We start from the raw sequence: 16,505 nt of genomic DNA, 5'->3' as shown, positions 1-16,505 counted from the left end.
ACCCTCGAGATTGGGTCCCGGTGAATGAGTCTGAGGTCTGGCTCCTCGTAAGGAGCCAGTCTCTATGGCTTATTTAGCCAGGTAAGCTGCTAGTTCGTCGCTACCACCGATGTGTTTACCGCCGATAAACACTTGAGGAACTGTCGTACGGCCAGATACTGCGCGTAGACTCACTGTGGTTGCATCTTTACCTAGTACCACTTCTTCGTATTGTAGGTGTGCGTCTTGTAGCGCTTGTTTAGCGCGGGCACAGAATGGGCAACCTGGTTTAGTGAAGACAGTAATAGACTCTTGAGTTTTGTAATCAGGAGCGATGTATTTCAACATAGTGTCTGCATCAGATACTTTGAACGGGTCGCCTGGTTCGTTTGCTTCGATGAACATTTTTTCTACGATGCCGTCTTTAACCAGCATGCTGTAACGCCATGAACGTTTACCAAAACCTAGGTCGTTTTTGTCAACAAGCATACCCATGCCGTCAGTGAATTCACCGTTACCATCTGGAATGAAAGTAATGTTGTTCGCTTCTTGGTCAGCTTTCCAAGCGTTCATCACGAAAGTATCGTTCACAGAAACACATAGAATAGAATCTACGCCGTGCTGTTTGAATACTGGGAACAGTTCGTTATAGCGAGGTAGGTGGCTTGATGAACAAGTCGGAGTGAATGCACCTGGTAGGCTAAATACGATAACTGTTTTACCTTTGAATAGTTCTTCCGTGGTGACGTTAACCCATGCATCGCCTTGGCGAGTAGGGAAAGTAACTTGAGGTACTGCTTGGCCTTCTTTAGCGATAGTCATATTGGTTTTCCTTTTCGGTTTAAATCGTTTAGTTGATTCTGATTAAGAGCATAAACATCTTGGTTCGTTTTGATGTGACTAAGTTAAAAGAAATACTTTGATAGTTCTAATCGTTTAATGCTATGGTTTTGATAGGTAACTTCTATCTGGAGCGAATAAATGAATATTCGAGACTTTGAATATCTGGTCGCACTAGCGGAACATAAGCATTTTCGTAAAGCGGCTGAAGCGTGTTTTGTCAGTCAACCGACGTTGAGCGGACAGATACGCAAATTGGAAGATGAGCTCGGCACGGTACTGCTTGAACGCAGTAGTCGGCGCGTGCTGTTTACGGATGCGGGTTTGAAGCTGGTGGAACAGGCTAAGCGAATTCTCAGCGAAGTAAAAATGTTTAAAGATATGGCCAATGAACATGGCGGCTCGATGAGTGGCCCAATGCACATCGGTTTTATTCCAACGTTAGGGCCTTATTTGCTGCCACGCATCGTGCCTACGTTGAAAGAACATTTCCCTGAGTTGGAACTGTATCTTCATGAAGCACAGACCCATCAGTTAGTTCGCTTACTCGAAGAGGGCAAGATGGATTGCTTGGTGCTTGCTTCAGTTGAAGAGACCGAACCTTTTAAAGAGATTGAGTTTTATCAAGAACCAATGAGCCTTGCGGTTCCATGTGATCATGAATGGCATGATCGTGAAGAAGTGGATTTGCATGAGCTTAAAGGGCGAACTGTTCTGGCTTTAGGTGATGGTCACTGTTTAAGAGATCAAGCTTTAGGATACTGCTTTGCTGCTGGTGCAAAAGATGATGAAAGCTTTAAAGCAACCAGCCTAGAAACGTTAAGAAACATGGTTGCAGCGGGTGCCGGTATTACTTTGTTGCCGCAGCTTTCGTTGCCTGCAGAACGTCAAAAAGATGGTGTGTGCTATATCAAAGCGGTCAATCCGATTCCTTCACGCCGTTTAGTGGTGGTGTATCGGCCGGGTTCGCCACTGCGTGAACGCTTTGAAAAATTGGCAGAAGTGATGGAGCAGCGTCTTTATCAACTGCAAAAATAACGTAAGAGATGAGTTAACGTTGCGTAACTCTCTTATGTGAGATGAAAAAAAAGAGGCTGAACATATCAGCCTCTTTTCATTTGATCTAATTGATCTGTTAGAACAAGCCATCTCCACCAGTTGGGGTGGTGTACATGTTGTCACTCACGCCATCGGTGACGTACTCTTTTGGTTGAGTGCCATTAATAAAGTACTCAAACATAGAGGTGTAATCTAACTTGTTGGTGAGCAGACCTGTTGCTCGGTCGATACGCACACGGACAATGCCATCAGGGATTTGTTTACTTTGCGGCGCGACATTGGCAAGCGCTTGCTTCATAAAGTCAATCCAAGCAGGTTGTGCGGTTTTCGCCCCAGCTTCAGCACCTGACGTATCATCTTCAATATTTGGGTTAGGTGCGGTATGGCCAAGATTACGGTTATGATCATCAAAGCCGACCCAAGCGGTTGCGACGATATCAGGACCAAAGCCGTTGTACCAAGCATCCTTTGAATCGTTGGTGGTACCGGTTTTACCACCGATATCACGACGATGCAGTACTTGAGCACGCCAACCCGTACCGTTCCAGCCGGTACCATGACTCCAATCACCACCACCCCAAATGTTGCTGTTCATCATCTCTCTAACGATGAACGCATTCTGTTCAGAGATCACTTGTGGCGCATATTCAGTAACAGGGGCATTCACATCAGTAGCATCTTGTTCGTTAAACCCACCGTTATTATCTTGATTTTGCTGACAATCAGTGCGGCAAATGACTTTGGGATGCGCTTGATACTCTATGTTGCCAAATGGGCCTTCTATATGGTCGATGTAGAAGTGCTCAACATAGTAACCACCGTTAGCAAATACCGAGTAACCTTGTGCTAGTTTGACCGGCGTTAAGCTTCCTGCACCAAGAGCGATGGTTTCTGAACGTGGCAACTTATCTAGATCAAAGCCAAAACGAGTTAGGTAATGGCGAGTTTTATCTAAACCAATCGCACGCAACACGCGAACAGCCATGACGTTTTTCGACTGAGCTAAACCAATACGAATACGTGTAGGACCGCCATACGTTGGTGGTGAGTTCTGCGGACGCCATGCTGTGCCTTGACTCTCATCCCACTGGTTAATCGGTGCATCGTTAATCAGGGTTGCTAACGTCATGCCGCTATCAATCGCAGCTGAGTAGATAAACGGTTTGATACTTGAACCTACCTGACGTACCGATTGAGTTGCACGGTTGAACTTGTTATGCACGAAGTTGAAACCACCAACCAATGCTTTTATCGCCCCATTTTCTGGATTCATGGCAACAAAAGCGGTATTGGCGTTTGGCACTTGGCTCAGTTTCCAATTCTCATACTGGGTTCTACTAGCGTACGTGGCATCTTCCTCACTGGATTCATCAATCACAGGTTGTTCTTTGCCATCGGTGATTGGTTGTACCCAAATTTGATCACCGGAATGCATAATATCTTTTGCTGAGGTTGGCAGTGGACCCTGTTTATCGTCAGTGATAAAGCGGCGTGCCCAGTTCATATTATCCCAAGCGATGATATGTGACCCCTGACCTTTGATCTCAACCGTTGCCGTTTGATCATCCACTTGAGTCACGATGGCGGGGTAGAGGTCACCATAGGTTGGTTGATCCGTCAGATAATCATCAATTTTTTCAGCATCCCAAGGTGTATCAGTCTCTTTCCAAACTTGTTTGACCGTTCCACGATAGCCGTGGCGTTGGTCATAGTCGAGTAGGTTGGTGACTGAAGCATGGTTTGCCGCTTCTTGAAGATTGGAGTCAACGGTGGTGTATACCTTCATACCTGAGGTATAAACGTCTTCACCATATTTTTGTACCATCCAAGCGCGTGCTAGCTCTGCTACATACGGCGCATTGAGCTCGACTTCTGCACCATGATATTGAGCGATAAGTGGCTCATCTTTGGCTTCTTCATACTGCTCTTGGCTGATGTACTTCTCATCCAGCATACGTGCCAATACGACGTTACGACGTTTGGTCGCACGTTTTAGCGAGTAGATTGGGTTCATGGTTGATGGTGCTTTTGGCAAGCCCGCAATCATCGCCATTTCCCCAAGGGTTAGATCTTTAACCTCTTTACCGAAATAAACTTGAGCTGCAGCACCAACACCATAAGAGCGGTAACCCAAATAGATTTTGTTGAGGTAGAGTTCGAGAATTTCGTCTTTGGTTAGTAACTGCTCGATGTGTACTGCGATAAAGATCTCTTTCACTTTGCGCATGACTTTCTTCTCATTAGAGAGGAAGAAGTTACGCGCCAGCTGTTGAGTAATGGTACTTGCCCCTTGACTTGCACTGCCTGATACCAGCACCGCGACAGCAGCACGAGCAATACCAATTGGGTCAAAGCCGTAGTGTTCGTAGAAACGGGAGTCTTCAGTGGCAATAAAGGCGTCGACCAGCTCTTTAGGCATCTGATCCAACCGCAGTGGGATGCGACGTTTCTCACCAAATTGGGCAATTAATTTGCCATCTTGGCTGTACACCTGCATCGGAGTTTGTAATTTGACGTCTTTCAGTGTCGCTACATCGGGTAGTTCTGGTTTCACGTAAAGATAGAAACCAAAAATTGTAGTGACTCCAAGAAAAATGCAAATAAGTGAAAAAATAAATAAACGCTTTATGAACTTCACCGGAGAATCCCTGTTTAGTATAGGCTGCCATTGAGCAAACCCTTGTACTCTAGTGTTCCTCTCAGCCTGGTGCAAATTAGATTGCCGCCTCAAGTCAACAATGAGGCATAAGGTGCTGAGTAAATCACGGAGCTGAGCCGCATGGGTATATCATCACGAGTAACGGGTGTCGACATTGGTCATCACAGTATTAAAGCCGTAACTTTAACTAAATGGCGCAACACCTATTCAGTGGTGTCTTGCGCAGAATTACTCGTACCCGATGATATTTTCGCTGATAACCACATGCTGGATTATCAGAAAATTGTAAAGAAACTCAAAGAACTAAAAAAGGGTTTACCTCTATTTAGTCGTAAAGTTGCTATCGCCATACCGGACTCGACAGTAATAACTAAAGAATTACAATTAGATAGCTATCAATCACCCGAAACCGCGTTAGCTAACTTATTGTGTGATCAAGTCCCATTTCTCATTGATGATCTCGCTTTTGATTATGCTTTACTGCGAAATGTGGGTTCCTCAACTGAATTAGGACCAACCTACCGAGTGTATGCGGCGCGACATTCATTGCTTGAGCATCGCATCACAGTGTTAAGAGATTCTGGTATTAACCCCTTTTTTATCTCTCCTCATGGACAGAGTTTGCTGGCGATATGGTCGCAATTACAGATCGCCACACAACGCAAAAATTGGTTGCTGGTGGATATTGGAGTGACTCAAATCACCTTGTGCCGAGGTGGTGAAGCTCCTCTGTGTAAGGTGTTCGATAAAGCGAGTTGTGTGCCTAACACGGTTACCGATGATTGGATGATGTCATTGCGTCAGCAGTTACATCTTTATCAATCACTTGCCGCTGTCGAGCCTGTCGAAGGGATATGGCTAAGTGGTGGCGGTGCTCTTAGTCTTGGTGTCGCACAGCAACTGGAACAATCTCTTTTGTTACCTTGTGAGGGAATCAATTTAAACCTGTTGCTGACAGGTCCTACCCCAAAATGCTCAATTCCTAATGCTGCTTTTTCTAGTGCATTAGGTCTTGCTTTCAACGGGTTAGATTGGTTGGAGGAACAGCGTGTATCCTCTCGTTAATCTTTATCCTTGGCGCGAACAGCGCTTCAAACAACGCAAAAAAAGCATTTGGATCATCGGTGGTCTAGTGCTCCTAATTAGCTTAACTATCCATATGATTCATTGGCAGAAATTCCATGAACAGCAGCGTGTTATTGAGAGCGAGTTGGCTACTCTTCACCAGTTACGATTGCAGCTAGATGATCAGCAGAAAATAGCTTCGTCGGAGCAGCAGCGCTTTGAATTGGAAAAAGCTCAGTTTGTTACCTTGAGGGAGCGAATTGAACGTAACAATCAACCCATCTTATTGATGAACATTTTGCCGCCTGTTCTACCTACGGATGTTGTTTTAGATGACTTAAGTTGGCAGCCACCGTGGGTGAATTTAAGTGGCCGAGTGTCGGATGCACAATCATTGCAGGTAATGGTGGAAGAGTTGAGTGCGGTTATCCAATTTCACGATGTAGAAATCGGGTCGTTAACCAGTTCTCATGATGGCCAATCAAGTTTTACGGTGAAATTTCGCCTGACGACGTTATCTCAGCAGGAGCAGCCGTAATGCCGATGCACTTTTTCTCATTCAGAATGTTTGATTCACTCTCTTGGCAAAAGCTGTTGCTTACCTGGTGTGTGCTGATTGGGCTGGCTAATGGCATTGCTGATCACTTTTTTATTGCTCCTTTGCAAGCCCAACTCATTGAACTTAAGAAAGAGATGGAGCAGCAGAAAACTCAGCAGCAAGCTCTGCAAACGAGTCTAAGCCTTTGGCAGCAAAATGCATCGTCTTTGCAAGAGTTAGATCGAGTCATGCTTCCTATCCAAGCTCAGCAACAATTGCTGATGGGCAAAGATTGGCTGAGTGTGATCTCTGGGATAGCGAAAATCCATCAAGTGCAGATTCAGCAGTTAGCTTGGGTTGAGCGCGATACGCAAAGCCAAACTGCGCAACAGTTGAGCTTACAAGTCAGTGGCTCTTACTCGGCGTTAGGGCATTTCTATGCTCACCTAGTGAATTTGAGCCACTCGTTACAACTAAATGATGTGCAATGGCGAGCCAGTGTTTATCCCAATCTTGTTCAAGTACAAAGTACCTTGTTGATAAAGGAACTATGAAGATGATGCGATGGCGTATTTTGGTCTGCTTAATCCATCTTGGTGTTGGTTCTTTTAGCTATGCCGAAGAGACTGCAGTATTTCCTTTACCGAGAGAACAAGAATCGATATCGAAATGGGAGTTGCCCAATAACATACTCTTTGACGACCTTGTGACACGTAATCCATTTGCGCTTCAATCTCGCTTCCAAACACCCAGCAGTGACGCGTTAAATCCAACCGATGAATCTCTACATGACCATGCGGTTGGTGTGGCCTTGGTCGGGGTGATAATGACCAGTCAGCTCCCTTTAGCCATAGTCTCTATCGAGAATCATCAACTGCTGATGGTGAAAGAGGGCGATACATTACCTATGTCATCTCTTCAGGTCATAAGGATCGATCGTGATGGCGTTGACCTTTCGTCAGAAGCCGATTTGGCAACATCGATTCATTTAACATTTAAGGAGGCTGACTGATGAAGCTTAACGTTCTATTTTATTTTTTATCCAAGTTTATCTTAATCAGCTTGCCTCTTTGGGGCATAACCACTGCTTCATTGACATTGGCAGCGCAGGGGGCTGATGAGCGTATTTCTTTACAGTTACAAGATGCAGAAGTGCGGCGTTTGTTAGTGTTGTTAGCTCAGCAACGTAAAATGAATTTGGTCATGTCAGATAGCGTCACTGGTAACGTATCGGTGAGTTTAGACAATGTCAGTTGGTCCAAAGCACTGCATGTCATTCTCAAAATGAAAGGCCTGGCTTATAAAGAAGAGGGCGAAGTGTTGTGGATTGCTCCGCGAGAAGAACTGCAAGGTATGGAACTCGAGCAGCAGCAAAGTCGTTTAGCCAAGCAGCCGCTGAGCTATTTACGAGTGCCAATACATTATGCGCAAGCCAATGATATTGCAGAGATGGTCAGCAATAGCGGCCTGCTATCAAAGCGAGGCTCGCTGCAAATTGATAAACGTACTAACGCTTTATTGATTAAGGAAACTAGCGAGGGATTAAAAGAGCTACAAGGGTTTATTGCTTCGCTGGACGTCCCCATGAAGCAAGTGTTGATTGAAGCGCGCATTGTTACTATGAGCCAAGGTAACCTTGATGAATTGGGGGTTCGTTGGGGAATATTCCAAGATAATCAAACTAAATTAAGTGGCTCACTTGAAGGTCTGCAAGGTGGTGAAACCGATGACATTATCGGGCAACTTAATGTTCGTCTTCCTTCGGCATCTGTTCGAGCTAGTAGTATCGCATTTCAAGTGGCTAAGTTAGGGACTGATACTTTGCTGGATTTGGAGCTTTCGGCGCTGCAAAGTGAGTCGAAGGCGGAAATTATTTCCAGTCCTCGTTTGGTCACAACTAATAAGAAACCTGCCTATATTGAGCAAGGGACTGAAATTCCCTATTTGGAAGCTGCATCAAGTGGAGCTACCTCGGTAACATTTCGCAAAGCGGTACTAAGTTTAAAAGTGACACCACAAATCACTCCAGATAATCGTCTGATACTTGATCTCAATGTCACCCAAGATCGGCCCGGTGATGCAGTTAGTTCAGGAACAGGGGATGCTGTCACGATTCAAACACAAAGAATTGGCACGCAAGTGCTGGTTAATGATGGGGAAACAGTGGTGTTAGGCGGGATTTATCAATACAGTACCGTCCATCATGTTGATAAAGTTCCACTGCTAGGCGATTTACCATGGATTGGTTCATTATTTCGCAGAACTTACCAACAAAGTGGCAAAAATGAGCTGCTTATATTCGTGACTCCTAAAGTGTTCATTCAATGACTTAGGTAAATTCTCAGTCTAGAAGTGAAATTAAAGTTGCATTAGTGGAGTCAGATCTAGATAATTTCGGGTCTTATCACGAATTATCTGTGAGGAATAGGTGCCGCAAGCATTCCTATCGTTGATCTATGTCCAGCGAATCTTGTGGCGATGTCATTGAATTAACGTTGTAAATTAATGCTAAACATGGCTGAAAAACGCAATATTTTCCTTGTTGGCCCTATGGGTGCTGGCAAAAGCACAATTGGTAGACACCTCGCGCAACAACTTCATATGGAGTTTGTTGATTCTGATACCGTTATCGAAGAGCGCACTGGCGCGGATATCGCTTGGGTATTTGATGTAGAAGGTGAAGAAGGCTTCCGTAAACGCGAAGAGGCTGTTATTAACGATCTTACCGAGCAGCAAGGTATTGTTCTCGCTACTGGCGGTGGTTCTATTAAGAGCCGTGAAAGCCGTAATCGTTTGTCTGCTCGCGGCGTTGTCGTCTACCTTGAAACGACCATCGAAAAACAATTGGCGCGAACCAACCGCGATAAAAAACGTCCTTTATTACAGGTAGATCAACCAAGAGAAGTCTTGGAAGCTCTAGCTGAAGAACGTAATCCACTGTACGAAGAAATTGCAGATATTACTGTTCGTACAGACGATCAAAGTGCAAAAGTGGTAGCCAACCAGATCGTAAAAATGCTAGAAGAACATTAATTGTTCTTGCTTTAGGAGTGCATACCATGGAGCGGATTACGGTCAACCTAGGTGAACGTAGTTACCCAATCTCAATTGGTGCCGGATTATTTAATGATCCGGCTCTTCTCTCTTTATCTGCTAAACAGAAAGTATTAGTGATTTCCAACGTCACGGTTGCTCCTCTGTATGCCGATAAAATTACTGCCATGCTCGACCAGATTGGTTGTCAATCTGCGGTTCTTGAATTACCAGACGGTGAGAAATACAAAAGTCTTGAGACGTTTAACACCGTAATGACCTACCTGATCGAACATAATTACAGCCGCGATGTGGTTGTGATTGCGTTGGGTGGGGGAGTGATTGGTGATTTAGTCGGTTTTGCCTCAGCATGTTATCAACGTGGTGTCGATTTTATCCAAATCCCAACCACCTTACTTTCTCAAGTGGATTCTTCTGTCGGTGGTAAAACCGCAGTAAACCATCCCCTTGGCAAAAACATGATTGGTGCGTTTTACCAACCTAAGTCTGTTCTGATCGACACTGATTGTTTAGCCACACTGCCTGAGCGTGAATTCGCGGCAGGTATGGCGGAAGTGATCAAATACGGTGTGATTTATGATCAGGATTTCTTTGTTTGGTTAGAAGAAAACCTTGATGCTTTATATGCTTTAGATGTGAAAGCATTGACGTATGCGATTGCTCGTTGCTGTTCTATCAAAGCAGAAGTGGTCGCTATGGACGAAAAAGAGTCTGGCATCCGTGCATTGCTTAACTTAGGCCACACCTTTGGTCATGCAATTGAAGCGGAACTGGGCTACGGTAACTGGCTCCATGGTGAAGCTGTTTCATCAGGCACTGCAATGGCAGCTCGCACTGCTCAGTTGCAGGGTATGATTACTCAACAGCAAGCCGAACGCATCATTGCTCTGTTTAAACGTGCTAAATTGCCAGTACATACACCAGAGAGCATGTCGTTTGATGATTTTATGAAACACATGATGCGTGACAAGAAAGTGTTAGCGGGTGAGCTACGACTGGTATTGCCAACAAGCATTGGCACTGCCGAAGTTGTGAAAGGCGTTCCAGAAGAGAAGATCGAACAAGCGATTAATCTTTGCCGTTAAGCTTAAACCTTTCATTATCAGTAAGGTACTGTTTATAAAGGGTGTTCACATGAATTTGGCACATGAACTCGAGTTAGATTCTCAAACTGAGTTGTTGGAACGATTGCAGTTATTGACGCGATTTGGTTCTAACCTCGTTAACGTTTATGGTGTTCAAGGTGCCGGTAAATCTTGGTTGGCTCAACGTTACCTAGAACGTTGGGCTGATGATAAGAACCAAGCGCTGCTCATGTGTCACCCTAATCAAAACGATGAACAGCACCGTACGACCATTCTTTCTCAGCTCGTCTCAGAGCCACTCTTCAATCCCAAAGATTCATTAGCCGATAGCTTTTCTCGTCTTTACGCCGATTCTGGGTGCGATATTGTTGTGGTTATCGATGATGCCCATCTGTTATCTGAAACCATCGTCTCCGAACTGTGGATGTGGATTTTGGAAAGTCAGGCGAATCCTCTGTGGACAGTGAACGTTGTGCTGTTTGTTCAGTCCAATAGTCTGGAGCCGCTTTTGACTCGACTCAGTTACGGGCAAGAACTGAAGCCTATCGATTTAGAAATTGAAGCGTTGAGTGAGGAAGAAGCGGATCGATTATTTGAAAGTCGGGTGATGCGTTTTATTGATGACTCCATGGAACGGCGTACCCGACAAGCCTATAAAAAGGCAAAACGCATTCCGGGAGATATCATGGCTTTGTCTGAGCAAAAAACGGAAAAGAAAATCATCATCCGTTCTATTATCGCTTCACCGCTGAACATTACTTTAGTGGTGTTGGTTCTATTACTGTTAATTGGCGGTGGTTACTGGTGGATGTTATCCCAATCAACGCCGATAAATCGAACAGCAGCACCTTTGGCTGATACTATTGCTCCGCCGCAACAAGAGCAAACAGCTATACCGACTCTAAACACGGCCTCGTCTGCTACTTCAGCTTCAGGCTCTGATTCATCGTCTCAATCTCAGGCAATGAACATGACGCAAAAAGGATCAACTGCTGCCATGCGCGCTAAACCATCACTGGATGGTTCGGTTGATGATTCAGCTGCGCTTCCGCCTGATGTTAAAGAGAATTCCGTTGGTGTTGGCCAGAGTGAAGATGACCAACAACGCGTCGTGATTGATTCCAATGTCGTTGATGCTTTAATGGAAAACAACAGCAAGCCAGCAGACACTGCAGCCATTGATTCTGTGGTACAGCAAGCGCAAACTGCCGCTCCAGCTCAAGTGGATAATACGCCCGTCGTGCCTGCGACAGGCTCATTTGCCATGGCGGAAAAAGAGCTCAAAGCAATGTCACCAAGAAGCTATACATTACAGCTTGCTGCCGTGAAGTCGTTACCTGAAGTTCAGACATTTCTTGGCCAATATCGTTTAGAGGGTAAAGTGAATGTCTACCCAACTTTGCGTAATGGCGCGCAGTGGTACATCATTACTTATGAAAATTACCCAACCATTCAGTTGGCTCGTGATGCAGTGGAAACTCTGCCTGGGCGTTTGCAAGCCCTTGGTCCTTGGGCAAAATCGTTAAGCCAAGTACAGCGCGAGATAGATCGGGTGAAATAATCCTGAGCTTAAGCCAAAAATATGTTACATTCCGCAGCCTTATTTGGTGGTGATTGAATTAGAGCAGTAGATGAAAAAGCAGCGTGCCTTTTTAAAATGGGCTGGCGGTAAATTTGGCCTTGTTGAAGACATACAACGTCATCTTCCCGAGGCTGATGAGTTAGTTGAACCTTTTGTGGGCGCCGGCTCAATATTTCTCAATACTGATTTTGAGCACTATGTGCTTGCGGATATCAATCCGGATTTGATTAACCTCTATAATCTTCTCAAGAACGATCCAGAGCACTACATTGCGGAAGCAAAGCGCTGGTTCGTTCCTGAAAACAATCGCAAAGAAGCGTATCTCGCCGTACGTAAGCAGTTTAATGCTACGGATGATATTTTCTATCGCTCTTTAGCGTTCCTCTACATGAATCGCTTTGGTTTTAACGGCTTGTGTCGTTACAACAAAAAGGGCGGTTTCAATGTGCCATTTGGTTCTTACAAAAAGCCTTACTTCCCTGAAGCTGAGCTCATTTTCTTTGCTGAAAAAGCAAAGAAAGCGACTTTCGTCTGTACTGGGTATGAAGAGAGTTTTGAATTGGCTCAAGAGAGTAGCGTTGTCTATTGCGATCCACCATACGCTCCACTGTCTAATACGGCTAACTTTACCTCTTACTCAGGTAACGGTTTCACCCTGGATGATCAAGCTAAATTGGCGGTCATTGCAGAGCGCACCGCCTTTGAACGTGGTATTCCAGTGTTAATTTCCAACCACGATACTTTGTTGACCCGCCGACTCTATACCGGTGCACAGCTTAATGTGGTGAAAGTGAAGCGTACCATTAGCCGTAATGGGGCTGGTCGTAACAAAGTCGATGAATTGCTCGCTCTATTTCACGCGAAAAAGTAGCGACTAAGTGACACGCCCAATATCACAGAATTTGGGCAGTGGCTGCGTAGTGCTAGGATCTGACTTGCCCCTTAGGTAAAATGGCGAACACAGAGTGTTCAGGTTGCATTGATTACCGTAAGAGGTCAGGAATGAAAGATTTTATTATCGCACCATCCATTTTATCTGCAGATTTAGCTCGTTTAGGTGAGGATGTTCAAAACGTTCTTGCAGCGGGAGCGGATGTGATTCACTTCGATGTAATGGATAACCACTACGTACCTAATTTGACGTTTGGTGCACCTATCTGTAAAGCACTGCGTGACTACGGTATTACCGCACCTATCGACGTGCATTTGATGGTGAAACCTGTCGATCGCATTATTCCTGATTTCGCGAAAGCGGGCGCCTCCATGATTACCTTCCACGTTGAAGCATCAGAGCACGTCGATCGTACTTTGCAACTGATCAAAGAGAATGGCTGTAAAGCTGGTGTGGTGTTAAATCCCGCCACGCCACTGCACCACCTTGATTACATCATGGATAAAATCGATATGATTTTGTTGATGTCGGTAAACCCAGGTTTTGGCGGACAATCGTTTATTCCCAATACGTTAGAAAAATTGCGCGCAGTGCGCCAACGTATTATCCACAGTGGTCATGATATTCGCCTCGAGATCGATGGCGGAGTAAAAATTGACAACATCCGCCAAATTGCGGAAGCTGGTGCCGATATGTTCGTTGCTGGTTCCGCTATTTTTGGACAACCTGATTACAAAGCTGTGATTGACGCAATGCGTGCAGAGCTTGATTTGGTGACTAAGTCCAAGTGCGATATTTTACCAGAACGCTCGTAAATCCCACTCGACAATAGGATAGGAACGTTGACACCAATTAAACTGATTGCCTTTGATTTGGATGGTACGCTGCTCGATAGCGTACCTGATTTGGCTATTGCTGCGGACCAAGCAGTGCAAGCCTTGGGATACCCAAGCGTAAGTGAAGCACAAGTTCGTGACTATGTAGGCAATGGTGCTGACATCTTAATCGGCCGAGCATTGAGTCAAAGCTTGCATATCTCTGCAGAGCTGAGTGATGACGTTCGCCAAAAAGCACGGACCTTGTTTGATGATTTCTATGCACAAACTGGGCATCAAAACAGCAATCTGTACAGCAATGTTAAGTCGACATTAAGTCATCTAGCACAGCAAGGTCTGACACTCGCGATCATCACCAATAAACCGTCAAAGTTTGTGCCAGCTATTTTGGAACAGCATGGTATCGCGGAATATTTCGTTGATGTATTAGGCGGTGATGCTTTCGAGAAGAAAAAACCAGATCCTATCGCCCTTAAGTGGTTGATGGAAAAACATCACATCTCTTCTGAGCAAATGTTGATGGTTGGTGATTCAAAGAACGATATTTTGGCGGCCAAAAATGCGGGTTGTCGTTCCTTTGGCCTGACTTATGGTTATAACCATGGTGAGCCTATCTCTGACTCTCATCCAGACTTTGTTGCCGATAATATCGGTGACCTTCTGAATGTGCCGGGAATTTGCGCTTAAAATTCATTTTGGCACTAGTAAAATACTCGTCAATGAGTACACTGGCAAAGCCGCGTTTTCATTCAACTAACGCGGCTTTATTGGTTAGATAAGATTTTTTAGGTAAGCGTTGCTACACCGTAGTTAATACACAAGCTGTTTATCTAAGTATTCACTTTTTATTTCAGTATCCGTTTTACTTCTTATTTATATAACAAGGAAATCATTCTCATGAGCAAACCCATCGTATTGAGTGGTGTTCAACCTTCAGGTGAACTAAGTATCGGTAACTACCTGGGTGCTCTACGTCAATGGCAACAGATGCAAGATGACTACGATTGTCATTATTGTGTTGTGGACTTGCATGCGATTACGGTTCGCCAAGATCCAAAAGCACTACACGAGGCGACATTAGATGCATTAGCGGTATGTATTGCTGTTGGTGTCGATCCGAAGAAGAGCACCTTATTTGTTCAATCTCATGTGCCGGAACATGCTCAGTTAGGATGGCTTCTCAACTGTTATACCCAAATGGGCGAGTTAAACCGCATGACGCAGTTCAAGGACAAAGCGGCTCGTTATGCTAACGACGTAAACGTGGGTCTATATGATTACCCTGTACTGATGGCTGCGGATATTTTGCTGTATGGCGCACACCAAGTTCCTGTTGGTAGTGACCAGAAGCAACACCTAGAGTTGGCGCGCGATATCGCGATGCGTTTTAACAACATCTACTGCCCAGAAAATCCGATTTTCACCATTCCTGAACCTTATATTCCAACGGTTAACGCTCGTGTGATGAGCTTGCAGGATGCGACTAAGAAGATGTCAAAATCGGATGATAACCGTAAGAACGTAATTACATTGCTTGAAGATCCAAAATCGATCATCAAGAAAATCAACAAAGCACAAACTGACGCTGAAACTCCACCGCGTATTGCTTACGATGTGGAAAATAAAGCGGGCATTGCAAACTTGATGAGCCTTTACTCGGCAGCCACTGGTAAAACATTCGAAGAGATCGAAGCTCAATACGCTGGCGTTGAAATGTACGGCCCATTTAAGAAAGATGTGGGTGAAGCGATTGTTGCTATGCTTGAACCAGTACAAGCTGAATACCAACGAGTTCGTGGCGACCTAGATTATCTGCACGCTATCATGCGTGAAGGCGCAGAAAAAGCATCAGCACAAGCTCTGCCTACATTGAAAAAAGTGTATGAAGCGGTAGGTTTTGTGGCGCGTCCATAAGCCCAGCTTAGTTGCGATAAAAAACCTCAGCTTGCTGAGGTTTTTTTATTACTTGTCTTATCCTCTCTATGCTGCAAAATAGCGGCCATCAAAACGCATCTCTATAAACTGGATTTAATCGTGCTGCTGATTATTGATAACTACGACTCGTTTACTTACAACCTCTACCAGTATTTTTGTGAATTGGGGACTGAGGTAAAAGTGGTTCGCAATGATGAAATTACTCTCGAAGAGATTGAAGCTTTGTCTCCAAGTCATCTCGTGATTTCACCTGGGCCTTGTACACCTAATGAGGCGGGCATCTCGTTAGAGGCAATTCGTCACTTTGCCGGGAAACTGCCGTTGCTTGGAGTGTGTTTAGGTCATCAAGCCATCGCACAAGCATTTGGTGGTAACGTCATACGCGCAAAGCAAGTCATGCACGGTAAAACATCGCAGATTCGCCACAACAACAAGAGTGTGTTTGTTGGTTTGAATATGCCACTGACGGTGACTCGTTATCACTCTTTGATCGTCGAGGCTGAATCTTTACCAGATTGTTTTGAAATCACCGCTTGGACTGAAAATGCGGCTGGTGAAATTGATGAAATCATGGGTTATCAACATCGTACATTACCGATTGATGCAGTGCAGTTTCATCCTGAGTCGATTAAAACTGAGCAAGGACATGAACTGCTTGCTAATTTTCTGCGTCGTTAAAACCCCCTATCTTTCAAAGCAGTATTGGGCGCGAAAATAAGAAGGGGGTCACCTTTTTGACTAATTTTTCTGCGCTATTGCTGCTCTTTGCTGAATTGAAATTTTATTCGTAATAGATTCTGCTGTCCTCTTGATAACCTCTTTAACCATGAGTATTTAAATAAATTTTTGTTAAAGCATCGAAAAGTGCTTCATAAAATCTTATTATTAGTGCATAAATAGTCATGTGTGGTGGTGGGTGAATGCAATGGTAATTTGCTTACAGAATATACCACTATTGAATTGGTTAATATTTTGTTAATA

The 16,505-nt window shown here is 44.6% G+C and carries 15 protein-coding genes and 1 pseudogene; 14 read left to right on the top strand and 2 right to left on the bottom strand.

The window, feature by feature from the left end; genetic code table 11:
• Window positions 1-69: 69 nt before the first annotated feature.
• Window positions 70-801, bottom strand: coding sequence for a glutathione peroxidase (locus tag OCV11_RS15220; protein WP_261893872.1), 732 nt, complete (start codon window positions 799-801; stop codon window positions 70-72).
• A 159-nt stretch (window positions 802-960) separates the two neighbouring features.
• On the opposite strand from OCV11_RS15220, the gene oxyR reads away from it, so the two are divergent.
• Window positions 961-1,857: a DNA-binding transcriptional regulator OxyR gene (gene oxyR / locus OCV11_RS15215; RefSeq protein WP_261893870.1), complete on the top strand. Its 897-nt coding sequence runs from the start codon at window positions 961-963 to the stop codon at window positions 1,855-1,857.
• A gap of 97 nt (window positions 1,858-1,954) precedes the next feature.
• Here the strand turns inward: oxyR and OCV11_RS15210 are convergent, their stop codons facing one another.
• On the bottom strand, window positions 1,955-4,516 hold the full coding sequence (locus OCV11_RS15210) for a penicillin-binding protein 1A (protein ID WP_261893869.1): 2,562 nt from the start codon (window positions 4,514-4,516) through the stop codon (window positions 1,955-1,957).
• 141 nt (window positions 4,517-4,657) lie between these two features.
• On the opposite strand from OCV11_RS15210, the gene pilM reads away from it, so the two are divergent.
• The 13 genes and pseudogenes from pilM (at window position 4,658) to OCV11_RS15145 (ending at window position 16,202) form a co-directional block, all read left to right on the top strand.
• A complete protein-coding gene (gene pilM / locus OCV11_RS15205) occupies window positions 4,658-5,602 on the top strand; it encodes a type IV pilus assembly protein PilM (RefSeq protein ID WP_261893867.1) in 945 nt (314 codons plus the stop codon).
• Window positions 5,586-6,140 carry a PilN domain-containing protein gene (locus tag OCV11_RS15200; RefSeq protein WP_261893865.1) on the top strand — a complete coding sequence of 185 codons (555 nt, stop codon included), beginning with the start codon at window positions 5,586-5,588 and terminating at the stop codon, window positions 6,138-6,140. Before pilM ends, OCV11_RS15200 begins: the two co-directional genes overlap by 17 nt.
• Window positions 6,140-6,694 carry a type 4a pilus biogenesis protein PilO gene (pilO, locus tag OCV11_RS15195; RefSeq protein WP_261893864.1) on the top strand — a complete coding sequence of 185 codons (555 nt, stop codon included), beginning with the start codon at window positions 6,140-6,142 and terminating at the stop codon, window positions 6,692-6,694. The genes OCV11_RS15200 and pilO overlap by 1 nt, the downstream gene beginning before the upstream one ends.
• Window positions 6,695-6,696: 2 nt before the next feature.
• The gene (locus tag OCV11_RS15190; protein WP_261893863.1) at window positions 6,697-7,152 is read left to right on the top strand and encodes a hypothetical protein; all 456 of its coding nucleotides are present in this window, start codon (window positions 6,697-6,699) and stop codon (window positions 7,150-7,152) included.
• Window positions 7,153-7,265: 113 nt separating this feature from the next.
• Window positions 7,266-8,468 (top strand): annotated as a pseudogene (locus OCV11_RS15185) (type IV pilus secretin PilQ); the annotation flags it as partial.
• 186 nt (window positions 8,469-8,654) lie between these two features.
• Complete coding sequence (gene aroK / locus OCV11_RS15180) at window positions 8,655-9,173, top strand: shikimate kinase AroK (protein ID WP_261893861.1); 519 nt, start codon at window positions 8,655-8,657, stop codon at window positions 9,171-9,173.
• Window positions 9,174-9,199: 26 nt separating this feature from the next.
• Complete coding sequence (aroB, locus tag OCV11_RS15175; RefSeq protein WP_261893860.1) at window positions 9,200-10,279, top strand: 3-dehydroquinate synthase; 1,080 nt, start codon at window positions 9,200-9,202, stop codon at window positions 10,277-10,279.
• A gap of 49 nt (window positions 10,280-10,328) precedes the next feature.
• A complete protein-coding gene (locus OCV11_RS15170) occupies window positions 10,329-11,840 on the top strand; it encodes an SPOR domain-containing protein (protein ID WP_261893859.1) in 1,512 nt (503 codons plus the stop codon).
• Window positions 11,841-11,910: 70 nt separating this feature from the next.
• Window positions 11,911-12,732: a Dam family site-specific DNA-(adenine-N6)-methyltransferase gene (locus OCV11_RS15165; protein ID WP_261893858.1), complete on the top strand. Its 822-nt coding sequence runs from the start codon at window positions 11,911-11,913 to the stop codon at window positions 12,730-12,732.
• Between the two features lie 131 nt (window positions 12,733-12,863).
• Window positions 12,864-13,568 (top strand): ribulose-phosphate 3-epimerase, encoded by a 705-nt coding sequence (gene rpe, locus OCV11_RS15160; RefSeq protein ID WP_261893856.1) that lies wholly within the window; start codon window positions 12,864-12,866, stop codon window positions 13,566-13,568.
• A gap of 27 nt (window positions 13,569-13,595) precedes the next feature.
• Window positions 13,596-14,276, top strand: coding sequence for a phosphoglycolate phosphatase (locus tag OCV11_RS15155; RefSeq protein WP_261893854.1), 681 nt, complete (start codon window positions 13,596-13,598; stop codon window positions 14,274-14,276).
• A gap of 210 nt (window positions 14,277-14,486) precedes the next feature.
• Window positions 14,487-15,503: a tryptophan--tRNA ligase gene (gene trpS, locus OCV11_RS15150; RefSeq protein ID WP_261893853.1), complete on the top strand. Its 1,017-nt coding sequence runs from the start codon at window positions 14,487-14,489 to the stop codon at window positions 15,501-15,503.
• A 120-nt stretch (window positions 15,504-15,623) separates the two neighbouring features.
• On the top strand, window positions 15,624-16,202 hold the full coding sequence (locus tag OCV11_RS15145; protein ID WP_261893852.1) for an aminodeoxychorismate/anthranilate synthase component II: 579 nt from the start codon (window positions 15,624-15,626) through the stop codon (window positions 16,200-16,202).
• Window positions 16,203-16,505: the final 303 nt, after the last annotated feature.

Origin of the sequence: Vibrio porteresiae DSM 19223 (assembly GCF_024347055.1) — a bacterium.
GTDB lineage: Bacteria > Pseudomonadota > Gammaproteobacteria > Enterobacterales > Vibrionaceae > Vibrio > Vibrio porteresiae.
Note: the sequence above shows the minus strand (reverse complement) of the source record. Positions and strands in the feature narration are given on the sequence as shown.

Coding starts and splice junctions, on each gene's coding strand:
- oxyR (WP_261893870.1), top strand. CDS start 961: ATGAATATTCGAGACTTTGAATATCTGGTCGCACTAGCGGAACATAAG.
- aroK (WP_261893861.1), top strand. CDS start 8,655: ATGGCTGAAAAACGCAATATTTTCCTTGTTGGCCCTATGGGTGCTGGC.
- OCV11_RS15220 (WP_261893872.1), bottom strand. CDS start 801: ATGACTATCGCTAAAGAAGGCCAAGCAGTACCTCAAGTTACTTTCCCT.
- pilM (WP_261893867.1), top strand. CDS start 4,658: ATGGGTATATCATCACGAGTAACGGGTGTCGACATTGGTCATCACAGT.
- rpe (WP_261893856.1), top strand. CDS start 12,864: ATGAAAGATTTTATTATCGCACCATCCATTTTATCTGCAGATTTAGCT.
- OCV11_RS15170 (WP_261893859.1), top strand. CDS start 10,329: ATGAATTTGGCACATGAACTCGAGTTAGATTCTCAAACTGAGTTGTTG.
- OCV11_RS15190 (WP_261893863.1), top strand. CDS start 6,697: ATGATGCGATGGCGTATTTTGGTCTGCTTAATCCATCTTGGTGTTGGT.
- aroB (WP_261893860.1), top strand. CDS start 9,200: ATGGAGCGGATTACGGTCAACCTAGGTGAACGTAGTTACCCAATCTCA.
- trpS (WP_261893853.1), top strand. CDS start 14,487: ATGAGCAAACCCATCGTATTGAGTGGTGTTCAACCTTCAGGTGAACTA.
- pilO (WP_261893864.1), top strand. CDS start 6,140: ATGCCGATGCACTTTTTCTCATTCAGAATGTTTGATTCACTCTCTTGG.
- OCV11_RS15165 (WP_261893858.1), top strand. CDS start 11,911: ATGAAAAAGCAGCGTGCCTTTTTAAAATGGGCTGGCGGTAAATTTGGC.